Source organism: Streptomyces sp. ICBB 8177 (assembly GCF_003144095.1).
Classification (GTDB): domain Bacteria; phylum Actinomycetota; class Actinomycetes; order Streptomycetales; family Streptomycetaceae; genus Streptantibioticus_D.
On the sequence record NZ_NSKH01000002.1, the window covers coordinates 523,382 to 547,970 of the forward strand.

Sequence of the window (24,589 nt, forward strand, 5' to 3'; positions counted from 1 at the left end):
TGCCCGGGTTCCCGCTCCGAGGGTGGCGGTGATTTGTCCTGCCTGGAGGCAGAACCGGAATGTTCCACCGCATAGGACGCGTCGTCGTCCGCCATCCCATATGGACCATCGTGGCGTGGGTGATAGCCGCCGTCGCGATCGTCGCCACCGCACCGAGCCTGCCGTCCAACAGCGACGAGTCGAGCTTCCTGCCCAAGAGCTACGAGTCGATCCAGGCGGCCGACCTACAGCAGAAGGCGTTCCCCAGCGCCTTCACCCCGTCCGCGATCGTCCTGTACCAGCGCACCGACGGCCAGAAGCTGACGCCCACCGACCTCAAGGACGCGGCGCGGGTCACCGAGCGCCTCGGCGGCGCGCACATCGAGCAGGTCCAGAAGGTCGTCCCCGGCCCGCCGTCCAAGGACGGCAAGTACGACCTGGGCCTGGTCCAGATGGACAGCAAGAACGCCGGGCAGCCGGTGCAGAACACCGCGGCCCAGAAACTGCGCGACGACGTCAAGAAGTTCACGGCCGGCACCCATCTGGACGCCAAGGTCGGCGGCAGCGCCGCGCAGGCGCTCGACCAGCAGGACTCCTCCAAGCGCGGCCAGGCACTGATCGGCGTCGGCACCTTCGTGATCATCCTGGTCACCCTGCTGATCATCTTCCGGGCGCCGATCCTCGCGATCCTGCCACTGATCCTCATCGGCGTGGTCGCGGGCGTCGCCAACGGGCTGATCGCCTACGCCACCAAGCTGTTCGGCCTCCAGGCCAACGAATCGGTCTCGTCGATCCTCATCGTGGTGCTCTTCGGCGTCGGAACGGACTACTTCCTGTTCCTGATGTTCCGGTACCGAGAACGGCTGCGCGCGGGTGACGAGCCCAAGGAGGCGATGGTCAACGCGGTCGGCCGGGTCGGCGAGGCGATCGCGTCGGCCGCCGGCGCCGTCATCATCGCGTTCCTCGCGCTGATCCTGTCCACCCTGGGCTTCCTCAAGCAGATGGGCCCGGCGCTCGCCATCGCGGTGGCCGCGACGCTCGTCGCGGGCCTGACGCTGATCCCCGCGGTCGTCTCGCTGATCGGCCCACGGATCTTCTGGCCGTCGAAGTCCTGGCAGAACGAGCCGGACAACGCGCGCTTCGCCGCGCTCGGCCGGACCGTCAAGCGCCGCCCGGCGCTGGCCGCCGCGGTCTCCGGCGTGGTCATGGTCGCGCTGGCGATGGGCACCCTCGGATTCAAGGCCACCTTCGACCTGGCCGCGGGCTCGATGCCCAAGACCAAGGAGTCGATGGTCGTCCAGACCGAGATGCAGAACGCCTACTCGGCGGGCGCCGCCGAGCCCACGTCCGTCTACCTCACCAGCACCGACGGCAAGCCGCTCGACAAGGCCCAACTGCCCTCGTACGCCACGAAGCTCAGCGGCGTCGACGGGGTGGCCGGCGCGAAGCTCGCGGCGCTCAACCCGGCCGGCACGACGGCCGACTTCACGGTCACGCTCAAGTACGACGCGGCCAGCGACAAGGCGCTCAGCACGGTGGGCGACGTGCGCACCGTCGCCCACGCCGACGCACCCACCGGGACCAAGGCGCTGGTCGGCGGCATGTCCGCGATCTACTCGGACATCAACAAGGCGGTCGACCACGACTACAAGACGGTCTTCCCGGTCGCCGCACTGCTGATCATGGTGATCCTGGGACTGCTGCTGCGCAGCGTGGTCGCGCCCTGGTACCTGATGGCGTCCGTGGGCCTCGGCTTCGGCGCCACCCTCGGTGCGACGGTGCTCATCTTCCAGAAGGCGCAGGGGCATTCGGGCCTGATGTTCATGCTGCCGGTGATCATGTATCTCTTCGTGGTCGCCATCGGCACGGACTACAACATCCTGATGATCGCCCGGTTGCGCGAGGAGGCCCGTGAGGGCCGCGAGCCGCGCGAGGCCGCCAGCATGGCGCTGCGGCACGCCGGTCCGACGGTGGCGGCGGCCGGGTTCATCCTGGCGGCGACCTTCGCCACCATGATGCTCGCGGGCAACTCGATGCTGACCGAGATGGGCTTCGCGGTCTCCTTCGGCATCATCGTGGCCGCGTTCGTGATGGCGATGTTCTTCACGCCGTCGCTGACCGCCCTGATCGGGCACGCCGCCTGGTGGCCGGGCCACGCCGACCGCGGCGAGCCCTCCCACGAGGTCTCCGGCGGCCGGTCGCCGCAGCGGGAGCTGAACCGGTCGGGCCGGTAGCGGCCGGGAAATAACCCTCCGCGTCCGGCAGTTGGCCGGATGGACAACGGAGGACGAGCGGTGGCCCAGGGCCGGCCGCGCGGTGCGAACCGTGCGGCCGGCCCTTCGCCGTACCGCCCGACAGGAGGATCACCATGACCGAACGCACCGGCCGGATCAACGTGGGCGTGGTGGGCGTGGGCAACTGCGTCTCGTCGCTCGTGCAGGGCGTGCGCTTCTACGCGGACGCTCCCGACGACGCCCCGGGGCTGACCCGTCCGGTGTGCGCCGGGTACGCGGTCCGGGACATCGTCTTCACCGCCGCGTTCGACGTGGACGCGGGCAAGATCGGCAAGGACCTGTCGCAGGCCCTGTGGGCGGAGCCGAACAACGCCTCACGCTTCGCCGACGTGCCGCACCTCGGCGTGCCGGTCGACGACGGTGTGCTGGCGGACGGCGTGGGGGCGGGTACCGCGCCGCACATCGCGGCGTCCGGCCGGGCCTCGGTGGACGACGTGGCGCGGCGGCTGTCCGAGACCGGCACCCGGGTGCTGGTCAACTTCCTTCCCACCGGCAGCCAGTCGGCGACCGAGGCGTACGCCGAGGCCGCGCTGCGCGCCGGGTGCGCCTTCGTCAACTGCATGCCCGCGCGCCTCGCCCGCGAGCCGCGGTGGGCGCGGGCCTTCGCGGACGCCCGGCTGCCGCTGGTCGGGGACGACCTCAAGAGCCAGTTCGGCTCGACACTCGTGCACCACGCGCTGCTGGACGCGCTCGCCGCGAACGGCGTACGGGTGCGCGACACCTATCAGTTGAACAACGGCGGCAACATGGACTTCCTCAACCTGCGCGACCCGGAGCGGATGCGGGGCAAGAAGGAGACCAAGGCGCGGGGGATGGGCGCGGGCGCCGGGGCGCCGCGGGTGCACGTCGGAGCCGAGTACGTGCCGTTCCTCGCGGACCGCAAGGTGGCCTACATCCGGGTCGAGGCCCAGGCGTTCGGCGGGACGCCGGTCGAGATCGACCTGCGGATGTGCGTCGAGGACTCGCCGAGCGCCGCGGGCAACGTCCTGGACGCCGTGCGGTACGCGCAGGCCGCGCTGGACGACGGGTACGGCGGGGTGCTGGCGGAAGCGTCGGCCGCGCTGATGAAGGCGCCGACGGACTGACGCGTCGCGGGGCGCCGCGGTCACCGGGTACGCGAGGCGCCCGGTGGCCGCCTGCCCTTTCTCCCCCGCGGACAGGGCAGGCGGCCCAGGGCTCCATCGTCGCCGTGGGGTGAAGCGTGATCAAGTGCGATCCTCTGTACGATCGGTAAGTGCCGCTTACCGAACTCGGAGAACTGGAGGCGTTCCTCGCCCTGTCCGAGGAACTCCACTTCGCCCGCGCCGCCGAGCGGCTCGGCCTCTCCCGGCCCCGGGTCAGCCAGCTCATCCAGTCGCTGGAACGCCGCGTCGGCGGGCGGCTGTTCGAGCGCACCAGCCGCCGGGTCGCGCTCACCCCCGCCGGACGGTTCCTGCTGGACCGGGTCAAACCGAGCTTCGAGGGCGTGCGCCGGGCCATCGAGGAGACCCGGGCGTACGCGCGGGAGCTGCGCATCGGGTTCCTCGGGCCGTTCCTGGGCGCGGTGGACGCGGCGGTCACCGCCTTCCGCGCGACCCATCACGGCTGGCCGGTCAGCATGACCGAGACGCGCTGGGGCGACTACTACGGTCCGCTGCGCCGCGCCGAGGTGGACCTCCTGGTGAGCATCTGGCCGGTGCGCGAGCCGGACCTGACGACCGGGCCGGTGATCGCCGAGTACCCCCGGGTGCTGGCCGTCGCCGCCGACCACCCGCTGGCGCGGCGCGAGTCGGTGGACATCGACGAGCTGCCCGCGTACACGATGGTCCAGCTGCCCCGGACGACGCCCTCCGAGGTGCGGGAGGGCTTCCTGCCGGAGACCACCCCGGACGGGCGGCCCATCGCGCGCGGAGGCGAGGTCAAGACGCAGCACGAGATGCTCAGCCGGGTCGCCACCAGCCGCGAGGTCTGCCCGACCTCCACCGCGCTGACGGAGGCCTACCGGCACCCGGGCGTACGGTTCCTGCCGCTCACCGGGCTGCCGCCCGCGCGGGCCGTGGTGAGCTGGCGCACGGCCGGGGAGAGCACGGGGATCCGGGAATTCGTCGCGTCGCTGCCGTCCCTGCCCTAGTCTCGTCAGCCCGCCGGCGGCGCCGCCCGCGCAGGCGCGTCGCGGAATCCGCGACCGGGCCGGAGTCCGCCATGCGGAAGGCCTCTGGCCTGTATGTATGGCGTCATGCACAATCGTGGGACGCTGAATGGGAACCCAGCATCAGGGCCAGGCCAGGAGGGCGCGATGGCGACGCAGGACGGTGGAGCCGCCCGCTTGATGCAGCTCTTCGACGGCCACCGGCTGACCCCGACCCAACGCCGCATCGCGCACTGCCTGGTGCGCCGGGCGGCCGACGCGCCGTTCCTGTCCAGCGTGGAGGTCGCGGAGCTGGCCGGGGTCAGCCAGCCCTCGGTGACCCGGTTCGCGGTGGCGCTGGGCTTCGACGGCTATCCGGCGCTCCGCCGCCACCTGCGTGAGGTCGCCCCGGCACCGCAGGCGCCGCGCGAGGAGACGTACAACGAGTACCAGCAGGCGGTGCACGCGGAGATCGACAACCTCCAGCAGCTCGCCGTGCTGCTCGCCGATCCCGAGCCGGTGGCGCGCGCCGGGCGGCTGCTGGCGGCCTCGCGTCCGCTGCCGGTGCTGGGGCTGCGGGCGGCCGGGCCGCAGGCGGGCGGCTTCGCGTACTTCGCCGCCAAGGTCCATCCCGACGTGCGGCTGCTGGACGAGAGCGGGTCGATGCTCGCCGACCGGCTGGACGCCGCCGCCCGGGCCGGGGCGAGCGCGCTGCTGTGCTTCGCGCTGCCCCGGCACCCGCGCGAGGTGGTCGAGGCGCTGGAGTACGCCAAAGACCTCGGCCTCACCGTCGTCACCGTCGCCGACAGCTCGTTCGCGCCGGTCGCGAAGTTCTCCGACCTGCTGATCCCGGCGGCGGTCGGCACCGGGCTGATGTTCGACACGGCGTGCGCGCCGATGATGCTGGGCCGGGTGCTGCTGGAGTCGATGTGCGACGACCTGCCCGACGCCCAGGCGCGTCTGGAGGAGTTCGACGCGCGGGCGACGGCGCGGGGGCTGTTCGTCGACTAGCCCCTCGATCCGCTAGCCCCTCGATCCGCCGAGCAGCGGGTCGACCCGCTGCTCGGCGCCCGGTTCGAGCCGCACGGTCGTGGCCGCCGGGGCGTGCCCGGCCGCGACCACGGTGTAGTCGCCCGGAGCCACGCCGGTGAACGCGTAGTGCCCGTCGCGGGCGGCCAACGCCGTGGCGACCACCTCGCCGGTGCTGTCCAGCAGCGTCAGCCGAGCCCCGGCGCACGGAGCCCCGGCCGGGGTGCGCACGGTGCCGGAGACCCGTACGCCGCGCGGGCCGTCCGCGTCCAGGCGCAGGTCGAGGTCGACCCCGGCGGCGCCCGCCCGCACGGTCCTGGCCAGCGGCGCGCGGCCGACGGCCGAACCGATCAGCAGGTACGTGCCGGGTCCCGGCACGTCCAGCGTGAAGCGGCCGTCGGAGCGGGCGATGGTACGGCCGAGCTGGTGGCCGCCCAGGTCGGTCACCGCCAGCGCGACACGCGCGAGCGGCGCGCCCGCCTCGTCCCCGACCCGCCCCCGGATCACGGCGTCCGGAGCGGCGGGCGCGGCCGCGGGAACGGCGGGGGCGAACGCGGTGGCGGACCTCGCGGTCGGCGCGGGGAGCGCGGTCACCGCGGCCGAGGGCACCGGCACCCGTGCCGCAGTGGCCGCGGGCCGGGCCGGGACGCCGGCCGGCTGCTGCGGCCGGGCGGTCAACGCGCCGGGCGCGCCCGCCAGTTCGTGGACCAGCCGGGTCAGCCGCAGCAGCGGCCGCGTCACCGGCGCGTGGCCCACCGCGTCGCAGTCCGGACCGCTGGACAGCAGCGCGGCCTCGACCGACGCCAGCAGGCGGTCGGCCTCCTCACTCGCGCGGCCGTGGCGCGGCAGCGGGCGTTCCGCGATCGCCCCGGCGGCCAGGGCCAGTTCACGGCAGACCTCGGCCCGGCCGTGCGCCGCCGCGGGGTCGGTCAGACGGCGCGGGCCCACCGTCAGGGCCCTGGTCTGCCGGGTGACGGCCGCGTAGAGGGTGAGACGGTGGCGCACGACGGCGGGGGAGTTGCCCCACAGCGGCATCGGGCGGGTCAACGGGCGGGCGACGAGGGCCAGTTGCTGGAGGCGGTGGTCCACCACCCGGGCCAGGGCGTCCAGTTCCTCGTCGCTGCGCGCGCCGTCCAGCCGTTCCGCCACCGCCCGCAACAGCTCGGCCAGCGCGGTGAAGTAGCGCCCGCGCGCGGTGGCCACGGTGTCACGGGTGCTGGTCGGCAGGACGAACAGCGCGACGGCGATGCCGATGGCGGCGCCCACCGAGGTCTCCTCCAACCGCAGCACCAGCAGCCCGGCGGAGAACTCGTGCAGGACGCTGTAGAGCTGCGACACCATGATGGTGACGAAGAAGATCATGCAGGCGTAGCTGACGTTCACCAGGTAGAAGCCGCAGGACATGCTGGCCACGATCACCACCAGCACCCACATGGTGTGCCCGGCGGTCAGATGGGCGAGCCCGATGCCCGCGCCGAGGCCGACCAGGGTGCCCACCACGCGGTTGACCGCCTTGAGGGAGGTCTCGGACCGGGTCGCGGTGCCCCCGAAGGCGATGAAGGCGGCGAGCACGGCCCAGTAGTAGCGGGTCTGCGACAGCTCGCGTCCGGCGAGGATCGCCAGCGTCCCGGCGACCACGACCTGGACCGCCTGGCGGGTCGTGAGCGACATGCGGCTCAGAGGGTTCCAGCGGCTGCCGCGCGCCGCGACGTCGCCCGCGACCGCGGCGGAGCCGGGCAGGTTGCCCATCGCGAGGGTGACGGTGGGCGCGTAGTCGTCCACCGGGTCGGTGGGCGGCGGCGTCGCGGCGCCACGGGCCAGTGCGATGAACTCCAGGGCGGAGGCGGCCAGATGACGCGCCGGCCACCGCCCGCCGTCCGCCGGGGAGTCCGCACCGCCCGCGTCGTCCGGGGCGGCCTCCAGCAGCGGGCCGGCCGCGTACTCCACCGCGCCGTACTCGCGGCGGGCCAGGTGTCCGGCCACGCGCGCGGCCGCCGGCAGCAGTTCGCCGCCCGCCCTGGTGAGCGCGTCCGCCGCGGTCGCCAGCGCGTCGACGGCCAGGTGGGCGTCGAGCAGCCGCCGCCGCAGCGCAGGACCCGACCAGCCCCCCGGCAGCGCGCCGGGCTCCGCGGACCAGCCTTCGATGATCAACGCCGCCTCGGCGAGCCGCAGTTGGCGGGCGTGCAGCCGCCGCCTGGCCCGCGCGAGGCGGCGGCGCCGCGCGGACGCGGAACCGCGCGCGTGCGCCCCGGTCTCCAGCAGGGCGGCGCAGGCGCGTGCCACCGAACGGGCCCGGGCGCCGAACGCCAGTTGGGTGCGGCGCAGCGTCCGGCGGGAGTTGACGCGCAGCACGGTCACCGACAGCAGCAGCACCCAGGCGGTCGCCACCAGGACCGCGTACAGCAGCGAGGGCAGGGCGGCCGGCGTCGCGCCGAGGAAGGCCGCGAAGAAATAGCCCATCCAGATCATGAAGCCGTAGAAGGAGAACGCCGCGCCGAACCGGCGCACGTAGACCGCGACGAACATGACCAGGACGAAGACGCCCAGCATGAGGTCGGTGTGGCCCGCGACGGCGACGCCGCAGAGCATGCCCGCGCCGATCGCCACGGGGAAGAAGGCCGCGGTGCGCACCTTCTCCAGCACTCCGGTGCCGGACAGCGCCATCGAGCCCATCATCGCCATGACGGTGCCGAGCAGCATCGCGACGATCGTGCCCTGCGGTCCGGCGTGCGTGGCCCGGGCGAACAGGTACTCGACGCCCAGGGTGGTGGCCATCGCGACCGCGGCCGACACCGCCATCCGGAACCTGTTGAGTCCGGGGTCGGAGCCGATCACCCGGTCCAGTGCCTCACGTATCCATCCCCGCGGGCTGTCGGCCACCCGGCGCTCCCCTCCGCTGGTCCTGCGTGTCGGCGGTGTCCCGAGGCGGCGGTGGCCGATTCAGGTACCATACCGACAATAACATGTATCGTACCGATAATCGGTGGAGCGGTGATGGTGAGCGGCACGAGCGAGGCGGCGTCGCGGACGGTGTCCGAGGCGGCGACGCCGGTGGCGTCCGAGGCGGCGTCCGGGGCCCTTGAGGGCTCGTCGGCGTCGGAAGCGCTTGGGATGCCGGTGGCGTCGGACGCGCTTGAGGTGATCGAGCGGCAGACTGCCGTCCTCGTGCGCAACTTCGAACTCCTGCACCGGCGCACCGACATCCACGACCGCCTCGACCGGGCCGGGTACCTGTTGCTGCGCACTCTGGCCGAGGGCGGCCCGATGGACATCAACACCCTCGCCGCCACCCTCGGCCTCGACCCCTCCACGGCCGGCCGCCAGGTCGCGGGCATGCGGGCGGCCGGACAGGTCGAGAGCGCGCCGGCCGCCGAGGACCGCAGGCGGTGCGTGGTCACGCCGACCGAGGAGGGGCTGCGGCAGATGGAGGCCGTGCGGCGGCGGCGCGCGCGGGACATCGGTGAGCTGCTCGCCGACTGGAGCGAGGACGAACTGCGCACGCTGGGCGCGGTGTTCGACAAGTACAACCGGGCGGTCGCCGCGCGCTACCTCACCGGCCCGGAAGCATCCGAGCCCCGGCGCCCCGCCTCGCGCCGCCGCTGAGCCGAATCATTTCCCCACGGACGTCTAACAGAATTCTGAGGTTCGCTGAGTACCCTCCGACACGTCATCTGGTCGGTGCCTGGCAGAGGAGGACTGTCGTGGTGGGGCGCGGGGCGTATGCGCTGGCTCGGGTCGCGGTGATGGTACGGACGGCCGCGCGGTGGCTGTGGTGGACCGGAGTGATCGCGGCGGTCGGCGGGGTCTTCGTGCCGGGGTTCACCGGGCGCCGGATCGGCCTGCTCGCCGGGGCGGCCGCCTTCCTGGTCGCCGCCGTCGTCGCGTTCGCCGTCCGCGCCCGGCGCTACACCGCGCTGGCCGACGCCTCCACCAAGGCCGCGAAGGCGGTCATCCTCCAGGACCGCAGGGTCACCGCGCGGGGCTGGATCCGGCGGTGGCGCTGGTGGCTGCTGCTCGCGCTGGTGCTGGCGGTCGGCTCGTCGGTGGCGCTGCCCGCCGCGGGCGGCCTGCTGATGGCCGGTGCGGGCGCCGGGCTGTGGGCGAAGTCGGTACGGATCGGCCGCTGGGAGCGGTCGCACGAGGCGCTGCTGTGGGTGCGCCCGGAGTGGACCCGGCGCGGGCCCGCCGGCAAGGCCGTCACCTCGTACCTGAGGACCGGGCCGGTGGCCGGGGACGCCCGCCCCGGCGGCGCCCGCCGCAGGCTCGCGCACGCCTGACCCGCGCTTCCCCGCAGGCGCTCACCGCAACGCGGCCAGCCCCTCGGCGTGGGCGGCGCCGCTCTCGGCCACGATCTCGGCGGCCGTCTGCCGTTCCCGCACGGTGACGAACCGCACCGAGCCGTCGTCCGCCACCAGGTAGCCGTGGACGGCCGGGCGGGGCAGCGCGTTGTAGTGGAAGTGCGTGGAGAAGTAGTACGCGCCGGTGTCGGGCAGCGCGACCAGGTCGCCCTCGTCGAGCGGCGGCAGCTCCCGCGCGCGGGCCAGCACGTCGCCCGCGAAGCAGCACGGTCCGGCCACGTCCTGCGGCACCGGATCGCCCTGTTTGGGCCGCCCTTCTGGACCGAGCGCCAGCACCCGCAGCGGCCAGGCGTCCGGCGCGAAGACGGTACGCGTCGCCACCTGCGCGCCCGCGTGCGTGACCGCGATCCGGCGTCCGCCCGCGCTCTTCGCGTACTCGACGCGGGCCAGGATCGTGCCGCTCTTGGCCAGCAGCGAGCGGCCGAACTCGGTGACGATGCCGTAGCGGCCGTCGAACAGCCCCGGGACCTCGCCGCGCAGCAGGTCCGCGTACTCCCGGTAGGTGGGCGCGACCTCGTCGGACGCGAAGTCGACCGGCAGGCCGCCGCCGATGTCGAGGGTGTCGACCTGGCGGCGGCCCACGGTCTCGTTGATCCGCTCCGCCAGCTCGTACGCCACCCGCACACCCTCGGCCATCAGCTTCAGCGGGCAGCCCTGCGAGCCGACGTGGGCGTGCAGCCGGGTCAGCCACGGCCGGGCGGCGAACGCGGCCACCACGCGCTCGGCGGCGCCCGGATCGCGCAGCGCCACGCCGAACTTGGAGGTGGCGGTCGCCGTGCTCATCGCGTCGATCGCGCCCGCGCCGACCTGCGGGTTGACGCGCAGCCCGACCGGGGAGGCGGACGGGCGCGAGGCTGGGGCGGAGGGGGACAGGTGCGGGGCCGGGGCGAAGCGGCGCTCGGCCATGAGGGCGTCCAGCCGGGTCAGCTCCTCCTCGTTGTCGGCGTTGACCGCGATGCCCAGCGCGAGCGCCTCGCGCAGTTCGGCGCGGGTCTTGGCGGGGGAGTCCAGCACGGTGCGCTCCGCGGGCACCCCGGCGGCGCGGGCCAGCGCGAGTTCGCCGGGGCTGGCGACCTCGCAGCCGATGCCCTCGTCGTCCAGCAGCCGCAGCACCGGCACCAGTGAGGCGGCCTTGACCGCGAAGGTGTGGGTCACCGGCACGCCGGGGGTGGCGAAGGCCTCGCGCAGCGCGCGGGCGCTGTCCCGGACACCGGTGACGTCGAGCAGTCCGGCCACCGGCTGCTCGTCGTCCAGCAACCCCGCCGCGACCGCGGCCCGCAGCGCGAGCGCCCGGCGCGCGGCGGCGTCGAGGCCAGCGGTGTCCGGGCCGCCCGGGCCGGTGCGGTGGCGCGGGGGCCCGGTGGCGTCGGCGGAGGCGTCGCAAGCCATGCGTCCACTTCACCACGCACCCGTGCGCCCGCGCATGCCGTGGCGGGGGCCCGCACCCTCGCCGCACCTGCGGCACCCTGGGGAAAACGGGACACATCGCGTCGAAAGGCGCGCGCCCGCGCGGCGGAACCGGCACGCGATCCGCCCGCCCACGCGGCGGAAACTGGCGCACACAACCTGTTGACTAACTCTATTCAGCCGGACAATATGTGAATGGCTCGATCCAAGCGGGGTCGGGCGACGACCCGCGAGGAGGCGACCCGCATGTCCGCATCGGCGGCGGCACGACCCGCAGCGCAGCCCGGTCCCCGCCCGGTCCGGGCACCCCGGGGCACCCGGCTGAGCGCGCCCGGCTGGCAGCAGGAGGCCGCGCTGCGGATGCTCCAGAACAACCTCGACCCCGAGGTCGCCGAGCACCCGGACAAGCTCGTCGTCTACGGCGGCACCGGCAAGGCCGCCCGCGACTGGCGCTCCTTCGAGGCGATGGTCCGCACGCTGGAGGGCCTCAAGCAGGACGAGACGATGCTCGTCCAGTCCGGCCGCCCGGTCGGCGTGATGCAGACCCACGAGTGGGCGCCGCGCGTGCTGATCGCCAACTCCAACCTGGTCGGCGACTGGGCCAACTGGGAGGAGTTCCGGCGCCTGGAGCAGCTCGGCCTGACCATGTACGGCCAGATGACCGCCGGTTCGTGGATCTACATCGGCACCCAGGGCATCCTCCAGGGCACCTACGAGACCTTCGCGGCCGTCGCCGCCAAGCGCTTCGGCGGCACGCTCGCCGGCACCATCACGCTCACCGCCGGCCTCGGCGGCATGGGCGGCGCCCAGCCGCTCGCCGTGACCATGAACGACGGCGTCGCCATCTGCGTCGACTGCGACCCGCGGGCCATCGACCGCCGCATCGAGCACCGCTACCTGGACGTCAAGGCGGACTCCCTCGACCACGCGCTGGAGCTGGCGGTGAAGGCCCGCGACGAGCGCAAGGCGCTGTCCATCGGCCTGCTCGGCAACGCCGCCGACCTGCTGCCGAAGATGCTCGCCATGGGCGCCCCCATCGACATCGTCACCGACCAGACCTCCGCCCACGACCCGCTGGCCTACCTGCCGACCGGTGTCGCGTTCGAGGACATGGCCGCGTACGCCAAGGACAAGCCCGCCGACTTCACCCAGCGGGCGCGCGAGTCGATGGCCCGCCACGTCGAGGCGATGGTCGGCTTCAAGGACGCGGGCGCCGAGGTCTTCGACTACGGCAACTCGATCCGCGGCGAGGCCCAACTCGCCGGGTACACCCGGGCCTTCGACTTCCCCGGCTTCGTGCCCGCCTACATCAGGCCGCTGTTCTGCGAGGGCAAGGGCCCGTTCCGCTGGGCGGCGCTGTCCGGCGACCCGAAGGACATCGCGGCCACCGACCGCGCGATCCTCGACCTGTTCCCGGAGAACGAGTCGCTGGCCCGCTGGATCAAGATGGCCGGTGAGCGCGTCCACTTCCAGGGCCTGCCCGCCCGCATCTGCTGGCTCGGCTACGGCGAGCGCGACAAGGCCGGCGAGCGTTTCAACGACATGGTCGCCTCCGGCGAGCTGTCCGCGCCGATCGTCATCGGCCGCGACCACCTCGACTGCGGCTCGGTCGCCTCGCCGTACCGGGAGACCGAGGCGATGCTCGACGGCTCCGACGCGATCGCCGACTGGCCGCTGCTGAACGCCATGGTCAACGTCGCCTCCGGCGCCTCCTGGGTCTCCATCCACCACGGCGGCGGCGTCGGCATGGGCCGCTCGATCCACGCCGGGCAGGTCACCGTCGCCGACGGCACGCCGCTGGCGGGCGAGAAGATCCGCCGGGTGCTCACCAACGACCCCGGCATGGGCGTCATCCGGCACGTGGACGCGGGCTACGACCGCGCCGACGAGGTCGCCGCCGAGCGCGGGGTGCGCGTCCCGATGCGCGAGGGTGGGACCGCGTGACCCACGACGCGGCCGGACGGACGGCGGCGCGCACCGCGCCGCCGTCCTCCGGGACCTTCCACGGCATGTGGAACGACCTGCTCCCGATAGGCCGGGACGCCGGCTCGCACGGCTACCGGCGCTACGCCTGGACCGGCGCCGACGCCGACTGCCGCGAGTGGTTCAAGGCGCAGGCCACCACGCGCGGGCTGTCCTACGAGGTCGACCGCAACGGCAACCAGTGGGCCTGGCTGGGCGACCCGGCCGCCGGTGACGCCGTGGTCACCGGGTCCCACCTCGACTCGGTCCCCGACGGCGGCGCCTTCGACGGGCCGCTGGGCGTGGTGTCCTCGTTCGCCGCCCTCGACGAACTGCGTGCCCGAGGGGCCGAGTTCACCCGGCCGCTGGCCATCGCCAACTTCGGCGACGAGGAGGGCGCCCGCTTCGGCCTGGCCTGCGTCGGCTCGCGGCTGACGGCGGGGCAGCTGACCGCCGCCAAGGCCCGCGAACTGCGCGACGCCGACGGCGTCACCCTCGCGCACGCCATGGAACGCGCCGGGTACGACCCGCAGGCCATCGGTCCCGACCCCGAACGCCTCGCCCGCATCGGCGCGTTCGTCGAACTCCACGTCGAACAGGGCCGCGCCCTGGACATCAGCGGCGACCCGGTCGGCGTCGCCTCCGCGATCTGGCCGCACGGCCGCTGGCGCTTCGACTTCCGCGGCGAGGCCAACCACGCGGGCACCACCCGCCTGGAGGACCGCCGCGACCCCATGATCGCCTACGCCGACACCGTGCTCGCCGCCCGCGAACAGGCCCGGCTGGCAGGCGCGTTGGCCACCTTCGGCAAGGTCGCCGTCGAGCCCAACGGCGTCAACGCCATCCCGTCGCTGGTGCGCGGCTGGCTGGACTCGCGCGCCGCCGACGAGGCCACCCTCGCCCGGGTCGTCGCCGGCGTCGAACGCGCCGCCCGCGACAGCGGCGAGCGCTCCGGCATCGGCATCGACGTCACCCGCGAGTCGTTCACGCCCGTCGTGGAGTTCGAACACGGGCTGCGCGACCGGCTCGCCGGGCTCCTCGCCGGCGACGACGGCCGCCCGGCGCCCGTCCTGCCGACCGGCGCGGGCCACGACGCGGGCATCCTGTCCGCCGCGATCCCGACCGCCATGCTGTTCGTGCGCAACCCCACCGGGATCTCGCACTCCCCGGCGGAGGCCGCGGACGAGGACGACTGCCTCGCCGGGGTCACCGCGCTCGCCGACGTACTGGAGGGCCTGGCGTGTCGCTGACGGCACCGACCTACTGGGCGCAGCACGCCTGGCTCGGCGACCGCGTCGAGCCGGGCACGCTGATCGAGACCGCCGCGGACGGCACGATCGCCGCCGTGCGCACCGGCGTCGCCGGCCCGCCGCCCGGCGCCGTCACCCTGCGCGGCCTGACCGTCCCCGGGCTCGCCAACGCCCATTCGCACGCCTTCCACCGGGCCCTGCGCGGCACCGTGCAGCGCGACCGCGGCACCTTCTGGACCTGGCGCGAGACGATGTACGAGGTGGCGGGCCGGCTCACCCCGGACAGCTACTTCGCCCTGGCCCGCGCCGTCTACGCCGAGATGGCGCTCGCCGGGATCACCTGCGTCGGCGAGTTCCACTACCTGCACCACCAGAGCGGCGGCACGCCCTACGCCGACCCCAACGCCATGGGGGAGGCGCTGATCGCCGCCGCGGCCGAAGCCGGCATCCGCATCACCCTCCTCGACACCGCCTACCTGCACGGCGGCCTGACCCGCGACGGCCACCGCCCGCTGGAGGGGCCGCAACTGCGCTTCGGCGACGGCACGGCCGGCGCCTGGTACGAGCGCTGGCGCGCGCTCAAGGGCGGCGGGCACGCCAGGATCGGCGCGGCGCTGCACTCGGTGCGCGCCTTCTCCGAGGCGGACGGCTACGGCGAGTTCGCCCGCTGGACCGAGGGCGTGCCCACCCACATCCACCTGTCCGAGCAGCCCGCCGAGAACGAGGCGTGCCTGGCCGTCCACGGGCGCACCCCGACCCGGCTGCTGGCCGACCACGGCTTCTGGCGGCCCACCACCTCCGCCGTGCACGCCACCCACCTCACGGACGAGGACATCGCGCTGCTGGGCGCGGCGTCCACGACGGTGTGCATGTGCCCCACCACCGAACGGGACCTGGCAGACGGCATCGGCCCCGCCGTCCAACTCGCCGAGGCGGGCTGCCCGTTGAGCCTGGGCAGCGACAGCCACGCGGTCATCGACCTGCTCGAGGAGGCCCGCGCGATGGAGCTGGACGAACGGCTGCGCACCCGGGTGCGGGGGCACTGGAGCGCCGCGCGGCTGCTCGACGCCGCGACCGGCGACGGTCACGCCTCGCTCGGCTGGCCCGAGGCGGGACGTCTCGCCCCCGGCGCGCTGGCCGACTTCAGCACCGTGGCGCTGGACACCGTGCGCACGGCGGGACCGCCCGCGCGACTGGCGGGCGAGACCGCGGTATTCGCGGCGACCGGGGCCGACATCCGGCACACCGTGGTGGCCGGCCGCCAGGTGGTGCGCGACGGGCAGCACCTGCTGGTGCCGGACGTGGCCGCCGCGCTGGCGGACTCCATCGGCGCGCTGCGCGACTGACGCCCGGCGGGAACGGCAAGCTGACGGCCATCAGGAACGGCAAGGAGAGCAGGACGATGACGCCCACGCCGAGGAGCGCGCCCACCGGCGCCACGACGACGGCCATCACCCACATCGGAAGCCTGGTCACCAACGATCCCTCCCTCGGTCAGGGGCCTCTCGGCCTGGTCCAGGACGCGGCAGTCGTGATCGAGGGCGACCGCGTCGTCTGGGTCGGCACTTCGAGTAAAGCACCGGCCACCGACAGTCACGTCGATGCCGAGGGCCGGGCGGTGATCCCCGGCTTCGTCGACTCCCACTCGCACCTGGTCTTCGCGGGCGACCGCACCGCCGAGTTCAACGCCCGCATGGAGGGCCGGGCCTACAGCGCGGGGGGCATCCGCACGACGGTCGCCGCCACCCGTGACGCCTCCGACGCCGAACTCGACGCCAACGTCGCCCGTTACGTCGCCGAGGCGCTGCGCCAGGGCACCACGACCATCGAGACCAAGTCCGGCTACGGGCTCACCACGGACGACGAGGAGCGCGCGCTGCGCGTCGCGGCCCGCCACACCGAGGAGGTCACCTTCCTCGGGGCGCACATCGTCGCGCCGGAGTACGCGGACGACCCGGCGAAGTACGTCGACCTGGTCACCGGCCCGATGCTGGACGCGTGCGCGCCGCACGCCCGCTGGGTCGACGTGTTCTGCGAACGCGGGGCGTTCGACGGCGACCAGGCCCGCGCGATCCTCACCGCCGGCGCGCGGCGCGGCCTGACCCCCCGCGTCCACGCCAACCAGCTGGGCCCGGGCCCCGGCGTCCAGCTCGCCGTGGAGCTCCAGGCGGCCTCCGCCGACCACTGCACCCACCTGACCGACGCCGACGTGGACGCGCTCGCGGCGAGCGGGGGCAGGACGGTGGCGACGCTGCTGCCCGGGGCGGAGTTCTCCACCCGGGCCACCTGGCCCGACGCCCGCCGCCTGCTGGACGCGGGCGTGGTCGTTGCGCTGTCCACCGACTGCAACCCCGGCTCGTCGTTCACCAGCTCCATGCCGTTCTGCGTGGCCCTGGCCGTACGGGACATGGGCATGACGCCGAACGAGGCCCTGTGGGCCGCCACGGCCGGCGGCGCGAGGGCGCTGCGCAGGTCGGACGTCGGCGGCATCGCGGTCGGCATGCGGGCGGACCTCGTCCTGCTGGACGCGCCCTCGCACGTGCACCTGGCGTACCGCCCGGGCGTCCCGCTGGTCAGGGCGGTCTGGCGCAAGGGCGCCCGCGCGCTCTAGGACGACCCTGGCGGCCCGCCGCCCCACGACGCTCACCCCGCCGCGCGCGGCTCGCGGAGCCCGGCGACCGCCCGGGCCCCGCCGCGGATCGCCTTCTGCGGCGGCTCGCTTCCTGAGCGGCGGCTTGTTCGAGCAGATCCTTGCCGGAGACAACGAGCTGACAAGCGTTCTCCGAACCGAGGTCCGGGCTGGGAGAGGACGGGGCGGACTGAGGCCTGGCCCGGCGCACGAGGCGGACCAGGGCCGGGTGCGGGCGCGGGTGCGGGCGGACCGAAAGGCTTCCAGGTCTGCCCCGCGGCTGGGTAACGGCCGAAGCCTCTGTGCCCACAGCCGGGAAACGGCCCCAGGACCTGGCCGGCCGGCGAGACGGCCGAGGCCCTGCCGTACCGCAGCCGCCGAGACGGCCGAAGGCCCTGCCGCACCGGCCACCGGGGTGCGCGTGCGGGAGGGCGCACACAGAGGCGGAGGGCGTCAGGGCCGCATCACCACCCCTGGCGTCCTCCGCCGTCACCGCGGCGCCGCCCCGCGAGGGGCGGGCCTCAGCTCTCCGTGAGCAGCCCCCTGCGCAGCCGCGTCAGCGTCCGCGACAGCAGGCGCGAGACGTGCATCTGGGAGATGCCCAGTTCCTCGCCGATCTCCGACTGGGTCAGGTTGCCCACGAACCGCAGCGAGAGGATCTTGCGGTCCCGCGCCGACAGGCTCGCGATCAGCGGCTTGAGGGACTCGACGTACTCGATGCCCTCGAGACCATGGTCCTCGTAGCCGATCCGGTCGGCGAGCGCGCCCTCGGAGTCGTCCTCCTCCGGCTGCGCGTCCAGCGAGCTGGCGGTGTAGGCGTTGCTGGCGGCCATGCCCTCGATGACCTCTTCGCGGGTCAGGTCGAGGCGGTCGGCGAGTTCGGCGACGGTCGGCGAGCGGTCCAGCTTCTGGGCCAGCTCGTCCCCGGCCTTGGCCAGGTCCAGCCGCAGTTCCTGAAGGCGGCGCGGCACCCGCACCGACCAGGAGGTGTCACGGAAGAAGCGCTTGATCTCGCCGATGATCGTCGGCATGGCGAACGTGGGGAACTCCACCCCGCGGCTCAGCTCGAACCGGTCGATCGCCTTGATCAGGCCGATCGTGCCGACCTGGATGATGTCCTCCATGGGTTCGCTGCGTGAGCGGAACCGGGAGGCCGCGAACTTCACCAGGGCGAGGTTCAGCTCGACCAGGGTGTTGCGCACGTAGGAGTACTCGTGCGTGCCCTCTTCGAGGGTCTCCAGGCGGCTGAAGAGCGTCTTGGACAGGGCCCTGGCGTCCACCGGTCCCACCTCGTCGAACGGTGGGATGTCCGGCAGGTCCGCCAGTCCCTCCAGATCCGCGAGGTCTTCCGTCTGCGCGTCGAGCCGGGGTGTCATGATCTCCTCCCTCGGGCTGACGTCGGGCACCACTGCCATCGTCCCACCATGGCAGTCGCCATCGCCGAACACATGATCACGCACTCTGCTGCGCGGCGCCTCCGGGCCAGCCGTTCACGGACATCTCCTGAACAGGCCTACCCGCTCTGACCCGCGGGCCGCAAGTTCGGGGTGAAGGAGTTGCGGAGGTCGTGACCGGCGTCACGTGCCGCCGGAGCCTGCTGAGGCCTTGCGGGACCGCGACTACCGCCAGGTCCGACGACGGCGTAGGGTTCAGTCGCGCAGCCGAACAACCAGGAGGAACGCGCATGGACCGCGGGATGGTCGGCACGACCGGCCGGGACCGTCTGACGGTGGCCGTGCGGCGAGAAGGCCGGTCCGCGATCTTCACGCCGGTTGGTGAGCTTGATCACCACACGGCGGAACTTCTGCGGGAGCCGATGGACAGCAGTGTGGAGGACGGGTACGCCAAGCTCGTCGTCGACTGCTCGCAGCTGGAGTTCTGTGACTCGACCGGGCTGAACGTGCTGCTCGGCGCCCGCCTGAAGGCGGAGGCCGAGGGTGGCGGGGTCCACCTCGTCGGGCTCCTGCCCACGGTCGCACGGGTGTTCGAGATCACGGGGGCTGAAGCGGTCTTCACCCTTCACGACACTCTGGCCGACGCGTTGAACGAGTGACGACGACCCGCCGGGGAGCGGGCCGCCGCGGGGCTGGCGACCGCCGGCCCGGCTCCCCTGACCGGCTCGCGGGAATCCATGGGTGTCGCCCGTGCTCCCCCGGGCAGGAGACTCCTCGAACTGTCGGACCATCGGTGAGGTGAAGCGCTGATGAGCACCACTCGGCCTGTCGTGCCGGGCGACCGTGGGCCGGACCACGGCGACCCCGGTGAACCGGCTGAGCCCGTGACCAGGCACCAGACGCGCCACCTCACGCTCAGCGACGCCAGCGGCGTCGTACCGCTCGCCCGTGACTTCACCCGGCAGGCGCTGTACGACTGGGGCTGGCTGCCCGCCTCCACAGCCGATCGCAAGGCGGCCGCCGAGGACATCCTGCTGGTCGTCTCCGAGCTGGTCACCAACGCCTGCCTGCACGGCGGCGGCCCGGACGAGCTGCGGTTGCACCGGGCCCCCCGGCTGCTGCGCCTGGAGGTGCTCGACGGCAGCGACGGTGATCCCGCGCCGCGCACCCCGCACCGCGCCGGGCGGCCCGGGGGGCACGGCATGTTCATCGTGCAGCGGCTCTGTCTGGACTGGGGGGTCGTACGGGCCTCCGACGGCCGGCAGGGCAAGACCGTGTGGGCGGAGCTGGCCTGGCCGGGCTGAGCCCGTTTTTCATCCGCGTGACACCGAGCCGCTTCCCGATCAGCGTGACACCGAGCCGCTTCCCGAAGGGGAGCGCAGCCGCGTGAGGCCGATCCGTGCCTGACGCGGCTTTTCGCCGTCCGGGCCCGCCTGCGGCCACGCGCGAGCGGCAACGCGAAGGGCCCGGGGCCGCCGAAGCGGCACCGGGCCCGGTCACGCGTGTCCACGCGGGTGCGTCAGTGGACGTCACCCATGAGGCTGATGACGCGCTTGCGGTAGAAGAGGAACGCGATGCCGGCCAGCGCCACCACGGCGCCCTGGATCGCGAAGCTCGCCTCCGACAGGAACGCGTTGCCCGCGACCAGCTGGATGATCGCCGCGGTGCAGTCGCCCGCGGTGACCGCGAGGAACCACAGACCCATCATCTGGCCCGCGTACTTCTCCGGCGCCAGCTTGGTGGTGACCGACAGGCCGACCGGCGACAGGCTCAGCTCGGCGACGGTCTGGATCAGGTAGACCACGGCCAGCCACAGCGGGGTGACCTTGGTGTCACCGCTCGCGGCGGCCTGCGCCAGCATCATCACGCCGAAGGACAGGCCGATGCCGATCAGGCCGTAGGCGAACTTCACGGTGGTGCTCGGGTTGCGGTCCTTCAGCTTCACCCACAGCATCGCGACGAAGGGGGCCAGCGCCATGATGTAGAGCGGGTTGAGCGACTGGAACCAGCTGCTCGGGAAGCCGAAGCCCCACAGCGTGCCCGCGGTGTTGTTCTGGGCGAAGACCGTCAGGGTGGAGCCGGACTGGTCGTAGATCATCCAGAACACCGCGGCCGCGATGAAGAACCAGATGTAGCCGGTGACCTTGGACTTCTCGTCCGCGGTGATGTCCCGGTCGCGGCGGATCTTCACGAAGTAGTACGCGGGCAGCGCCAGGCCGGCCAGCGACAGCGGCCACAGGGCCCAGTTGATCGTGAAGTGGCCGGTGGCGGTCACGACGCCGTAGAAGGCGACGGCGAGGACCAGCCAGAACATGGCCTTCTTCATGAGCTTGGCGCGCTCGGCGGCACCCAGCGGGGTCGGGACCTCGTTGCTCTTGGGCGCGAGGTGGCGGGTGCCCAGCAGGTACTGGGCCAGGCCCAGCGCCATGCCGACGCCGGCGAGGGCGAAGCCGAGGTGCCAGTTGACCTTCTGGCCGACCGTACCGATGACCAGCGGGGCGGCGAAGGCACCGAGGTTGATGCCCATGTAGAAGATCGTGAACGCGCCGTCCCGGCGGGAGTCGTTGCGGTCCGGGTACAGGTGGCCGACCATCGTGGAGATGTTGGCCTTCAGCAGACCCGAGCCGACCGCGATGAAGACCAGGCCGACGAAGAACGAGGCCTCGAACGGCACGGCCAGCAGGAAGTGGCCGGTCATGATGATCGCGCCGGCCACGGCCACCGTCTTGCGGGGGCCCCACAGCCGGTCGGCGATCCAGCCGCCGGGCATGGCCAGCAGGTAGACCGTCGCGTTGTAGACCGAGTAGATGGCCGCGCCGGTGGCCGCCTTGAAGGCGAGACCGCCCTGGGCGGTCGGGGCGACCAGGTAGAGCACGAGCAGGGCGCGCATGCCGTAGAAGCTGAAGCGCTCCCACATCTCGGTCATGAAGAGGGTGGCCAGTCCGCGGGGGTGGCCGAAGAAGGTCTTGCCGCCGGAAACAGGTGTCACCTGCTGGGCGGCGTCCTTCGTCAGGCTGGACGCCATGGTCGATCCTTGCGTTCCTGGGACGCGCGAAGAGCGGCGCGCGCCCGGGGTGAGGGGTCGGCCCCCGCGCGTCATCACGCGTGGGCTCGGCCGGAAGCACTTCCCGCGCCGGAAGAGGTCGTGCCAGCTTTCCGGCTACAGAAAGACCCTCGGCACCTCGTGTTCGGCCAAGGGTCACATTGGTCGTGCTACGGACGTCTGCTCACGGTAGGGCACAACTCGCGAAGATCGCACCGATTTGAGATGCACGTCACAGGGAGTGTTCGCAGGCCTATGGTGCCACCTCCAGCGACACACTCTGTCACCGTGATCCTTTGAGCCCCTGCCCACGGCCCCCTGGGCCATGTCGTGCGGACTACCATCAGCCCATGACCCGAGTACTGCTCGCCGAGGACGACGCCTCCATCTCGGAACCGCTGGCCCGCGCACTGCGCCGCGAAGGGTACGAGGTCGAGGTGCGCGAGGACGGCCCCACGGCGCTGGAGGCCGGCCTGCAGGGCGCGGTGGACCTGCTGGTGCTCGACCTCGGCCTGCCCGGCATGGACGGTCTCGAGGTGTGCCGCAGGCTGCGCACGGAGGGCCACGGTTTCCCGGTGCTCGTGCTCACCGCCCGCGCCGACGAGGTGGACACCGTGGTCGGTCTCGACGCCGGCGCCGACGACTACGTGACCAAGCCGTTCCGGCTCGCCGAACTGCTGGCCCGGGTGCGGGCGCTGCTGCGGCGCGGCAGCACCGAGGCGCAGCCCGCCACCCAGGGGGTGCGGATCGACGTCGAGTCGCACCGGGCCTGGATCGGCGACGACGAACTCTCCCTCACCGCCAAGGAGTTCGACCTGCTGCGGGTGCTGGTACGGGACGCCGGCCGGGTCGTCACGCGTGACCAGCTGATGCGCGAGGTGTGGGACACCACGTGGTGGTCGTCCACCAAGACGCTCGACATGCACATCTCCTGGCTGCGCAAGAAGCTCGGCGACGACGCCGCCAACCCCCGCTACATCTCCACCGTCCGAGGCGTGGGTTTCCGCTTCGAGAAGAACTGAGCCGCTGACCCGCGATGCGCCGCCGACTGATCAACTCCACGCTCGCCGTGGTGCTCGTGGTGATCGCCGTGTTCGGCGTCTCCCTGGTCATCGTGGAGAGCCGGACGATCGAGAGCAGCGCCAGGGAGTCGGTCCAGTCGGACGCGGTCCAGCTGGTCGGTGTGGTGGAGAACCGCATCGCGGCGGGCGAGAAGGTCTCCTCCGCCGCCCTGGCCCGGCAGATCGACCCCGATCGGTACGCGGTCGTCCGGGTCCCGGGGCAGGCGCCGATCACCCTGGGCCACCCGCCCAAGGGGGAGGTCATCCAGGCCCGGGACAGCGGGGCGCACGGCGAGAGCGCGGTCGTCGAGGAGTCACGCTCCGTGGTCAGCCGCGAGGTCGGCCGGACACTCCTGGTGATCCTGGCCGTCGCGCTGCTGGCCGTCGCCGCCGCCGTGGTGCTGGCGGTGCAGCAGGCGCGGCGGCTGGCGGCGCCGCTGATCGACCTCGCGGAGACCGCCGAGCGGCTGGGCTCCGGCGACCCCAGGCCCCGGCACCGCCGCTACGGGGTGCCCGAGCTGGACCGGGTCGCGGACGTGCTGGACTCCAGCGCCGAGCGCATCGCCAAGATGCTCACCGCGGAACGCAGACTGGCCGCCGACGCCTCCCACCAGCTGCGCACGCCGCTGACCGCGCTGTCGATGCGGCTGGAGGAGATCGTCGCCACCGACGACCACCGCACGGTCAAGGAGGAGGCGACCATCGCGCTGGGCCAGGTCGAGCGGCTCACGGACGTCGTGCAGCGGCTGCTGACCAACTCGCGCGATCCGAGGTCGGGGTCCGCGGTCGCCTTCGACCTGGACGAGGTCATCAAGCAGCAGATGGAGGAATGGCGGCCCGCCTACCGGGGCGAGGGGCGGCTGCTGTCGCGCTCGGGCACCCGCGGCCTGCGCGCGGTCGGCACCCCGGGCGCGGTCGCCCAGGTCCTGGCCACCCTCATCGAGAACGCGCTGATGCACGGCTCGGGCGCGGTCAGCATCCACACGAGGGTCACCGGCAACCAGGCGGTCGCCGAGGTGACCGACGAGGGCCAGGGCGTCCCGCCCGATCTCGGCTCCCGGGTCTTCGAGCGCACCGTCAGCGGGCGCAACTCCACCGGCCTCGGCCTCGCGGTCGCCCGCGACCTGGCCGAGGCGGACGGCGGCCGCCTGGAGCTGCTCCAGCAGCGTCCGCCGGTCTTCGCGCTGTTCCTGGCCCGGGAGGGCGCCGAGCGGGCCCAGGACGGCCGCAGGGGCCCCGATGACGACGGGACCCCTCCGGTGCGCTGACGGGCGCTGCCGCGGGCCGGCCTGGGCCGACCGGCGTCGACCGGCGTCGACGTGCGGCCGGCCCGCGCTGACGACCGCCGCCCGCGCCGGATGAGCCGGTACGGGCGGCGGAACGTGTTCAGTACTTGCGGGTGGCGTTGGCCCGGGCCGCGTGCTCCGCGTCGGTCAGCAGGATCGCCTCGGCCTGCTCGACCGCCTTGGCGGGCAGCGAGCGGAAGACCCAGGTGCGGTAGGACCAGAAGCGGAAGAGCGTCGCGACGCCGATGCCGAGGAACTTGAAGAAGTTGTTGGCGAGCGGGCCGTCCCAGCCCATGCCGTAGGTGGCCAGGAACAGCACGCCGTTCTCGATCAGCGCGCCGATCGCGCTGAAGAAGACGAACAGGCCGATCTCACGGCCCCGGCCGCTGCGGTCGGCGTCCCGGTAGGTGAAGTACCGGAAGCCGACGTAGTTGAAGGCGATGGAGACCGTGGTGGCGATGATGCTCGCGCGGACGGTCTGGAGGTGTGTCGTTTCGCGCAGCAGGTTGAACACGACGAGGTTGACGCCGATGCCGGCGATGCCCACGACACCGAACTTGGCGATCTCGCGGTAGAGGAGCCTCAGTCGAGTGTTCAGCGCGCTCAGTCGACTCATGATGTCGCTAGACCCTGTCTGTCGGTGGTCCGTGTCGGTGTCCGATCGAGTGCGATCGGCTCGATGTCTGATCGGTTCGGTGCCGACCGGTCGATCCGTCGACCGGTGGGCGACCGGTGGCATCCGATCGCTCCGCCGACGACTCGGCGCTCATGTCCCGCCTGCCCACTGCGG

General features: G+C 73.1%; 19 protein-coding genes. 14 read left to right on the forward strand and 5 right to left on the reverse strand.

All coding sequences use genetic code 11. The features are described from left to right. Nucleotides 1–59 precede the first annotated feature (59 nt). The 4 genes from CK485_RS02735 (at nt 60) to CK485_RS02750 (ending at nt 5,391) form a co-directional block, all read left to right on the forward strand. Nucleotides 60–2,213 carry an MMPL family transporter gene (locus CK485_RS02735; RefSeq protein ID WP_109446392.1) on the forward strand — a complete coding sequence of 718 codons (2,154 nt, stop codon included), beginning with the start codon at nt 60–62 and terminating at the stop codon, nt 2,211–2,213. 134 nt (nt 2,214–2,347) lie between these two features. Beyond that, on the forward strand, nt 2,348–3,358 hold the full coding sequence (locus CK485_RS02740) for an inositol-3-phosphate synthase (protein ID WP_109446394.1): 1,011 nt from the start codon (nt 2,348–2,350) through the stop codon (nt 3,356–3,358). Nucleotides 3,359–3,507: 149 nt separating this feature from the next. Next, nucleotides 3,508–4,383, forward strand: coding sequence for a LysR family transcriptional regulator (locus CK485_RS02745; RefSeq protein ID WP_109446396.1), 876 nt, complete (start codon nt 3,508–3,510; stop codon nt 4,381–4,383). A gap of 165 nt (nt 4,384–4,548) precedes the next feature. Next, nucleotides 4,549–5,391 (forward strand): MurR/RpiR family transcriptional regulator, encoded by an 843-nt coding sequence (locus CK485_RS02750; protein ID WP_109446398.1) that lies wholly within the window; start codon nt 4,549–4,551, stop codon nt 5,389–5,391. Nucleotides 5,392–5,403: 12 nt separating this feature from the next. Here the strand turns inward: CK485_RS02750 and CK485_RS02755 are convergent, their stop codons facing one another. Then, nucleotides 5,404–8,289, reverse strand: a complete 2,886-nt coding sequence (locus CK485_RS02755; protein ID WP_109446400.1) for a carboxypeptidase regulatory-like domain-containing protein — start codon at nt 8,287–8,289, stop codon at nt 5,404–5,406. Between the two features lie 114 nt (nt 8,290–8,403). Between CK485_RS02755 and CK485_RS02760 the strand changes: the two genes are divergently transcribed. After that, entirely contained in the window at nt 8,404–9,012 is a 609-nt protein-coding gene (locus CK485_RS02760) for a MarR family winged helix-turn-helix transcriptional regulator (RefSeq protein ID WP_241968077.1), read from the forward strand. Between the two features lie 101 nt (nt 9,013–9,113). After that, a complete protein-coding gene (locus CK485_RS02765) occupies nt 9,114–9,686 on the forward strand; it encodes a hypothetical protein (protein WP_109446614.1) in 573 nt (190 codons plus the stop codon). Nucleotides 9,687–9,707: 21 nt separating this feature from the next. Here CK485_RS02765 and CK485_RS02770 read toward each other — a convergent pair whose 3' ends face one another. Then, complete coding sequence (locus CK485_RS02770) at nt 9,708–11,156, reverse strand: diaminopimelate decarboxylase (protein WP_109446402.1); 1,449 nt, start codon at nt 11,154–11,156, stop codon at nt 9,708–9,710. 264 nt (nt 11,157–11,420) lie between these two features. On the opposite strand from CK485_RS02770, the gene hutU reads away from it, so the two are divergent. The 4 genes from hutU (at nt 11,421) to hutI (ending at nt 16,997) form a co-directional block, all read left to right on the forward strand. Further along, a complete protein-coding gene (gene hutU, locus CK485_RS02775) occupies nt 11,421–13,118 on the forward strand; it encodes a urocanate hydratase (protein ID WP_109446404.1) in 1,698 nt (565 codons plus the stop codon). A gap of 65 nt (nt 13,119–13,183) precedes the next feature. Next, nucleotides 13,184–14,386, forward strand: a complete 1,203-nt coding sequence (locus CK485_RS02780; protein WP_109446615.1) for an allantoate amidohydrolase — start codon at nt 13,184–13,186, stop codon at nt 14,384–14,386. Then, complete coding sequence (locus CK485_RS02785) at nt 14,383–15,732, forward strand: formimidoylglutamate deiminase (protein WP_109446617.1); 1,350 nt, start codon at nt 14,383–14,385, stop codon at nt 15,730–15,732. The genes CK485_RS02780 and CK485_RS02785 overlap by 4 nt, the downstream gene beginning before the upstream one ends. Before the next feature lie 56 nt (nt 15,733–15,788). Next, nucleotides 15,789–16,997 carry an imidazolonepropionase gene (hutI, locus tag CK485_RS02790; protein ID WP_109446406.1) on the forward strand — a complete coding sequence of 403 codons (1,209 nt, stop codon included), beginning with the start codon at nt 15,789–15,791 and terminating at the stop codon, nt 16,995–16,997. A 539-nt stretch (nt 16,998–17,536) separates the two neighbouring features. On the opposite strand, the gene CK485_RS02795 is transcribed toward hutI, so the two are convergent. Then, entirely contained in the window at nt 17,537–18,391 is an 855-nt protein-coding gene (locus CK485_RS02795; RefSeq protein ID WP_109446619.1) for an RNA polymerase sigma factor SigF, read from the reverse strand. 308 nt (nt 18,392–18,699) lie between these two features. Here CK485_RS02795 and CK485_RS02800 point away from each other — a divergent pair, with 308 nt between their 5' ends. Then, nucleotides 18,700–19,068: an STAS domain-containing protein gene (locus tag CK485_RS02800; RefSeq protein WP_109446408.1), complete on the forward strand. Its 369-nt coding sequence runs from the start codon at nt 18,700–18,702 to the stop codon at nt 19,066–19,068. 150 nt (nt 19,069–19,218) lie between these two features. Continuing rightward, nucleotides 19,219–19,713 carry an ATP-binding protein gene (locus CK485_RS02805; protein WP_109446410.1) on the forward strand — a complete coding sequence of 165 codons (495 nt, stop codon included), beginning with the start codon at nt 19,219–19,221 and terminating at the stop codon, nt 19,711–19,713. A 215-nt stretch (nt 19,714–19,928) separates the two neighbouring features. Here CK485_RS02805 and CK485_RS02810 read toward each other — a convergent pair whose 3' ends face one another. Next, the gene (locus tag CK485_RS02810; protein WP_109446413.1) at nt 19,929–21,434 is read right to left on the reverse strand and encodes an oligopeptide:H+ symporter; all 1,506 of its coding nucleotides are present in this window, start codon (nt 21,432–21,434) and stop codon (nt 19,929–19,931) included. 368 nt (nt 21,435–21,802) lie between these two features. Here CK485_RS02810 and CK485_RS02815 point away from each other — a divergent pair, with 368 nt between their 5' ends. Both CK485_RS02815 and CK485_RS02820 read left to right on the forward strand, forming a co-directional pair. Next, nucleotides 21,803–22,474: a response regulator transcription factor gene (locus tag CK485_RS02815; protein WP_109446415.1), complete on the forward strand. Its 672-nt coding sequence runs from the start codon at nt 21,803–21,805 to the stop codon at nt 22,472–22,474. A 14-nt stretch (nt 22,475–22,488) separates the two neighbouring features. After that, nucleotides 22,489–23,781 (forward strand): ATP-binding protein, encoded by a 1,293-nt coding sequence (locus tag CK485_RS02820; protein WP_109446417.1) that lies wholly within the window; start codon nt 22,489–22,491, stop codon nt 23,779–23,781. Nucleotides 23,782–23,899: 118 nt separating this feature from the next. Here CK485_RS02820 and CK485_RS02825 read toward each other — a convergent pair whose 3' ends face one another. Continuing rightward, nucleotides 23,900–24,415, reverse strand: coding sequence for a GtrA family protein (locus tag CK485_RS02825; RefSeq protein WP_109446419.1), 516 nt, complete (start codon nt 24,413–24,415; stop codon nt 23,900–23,902). Nucleotides 24,416–24,589 lie beyond the last annotated feature (174 nt).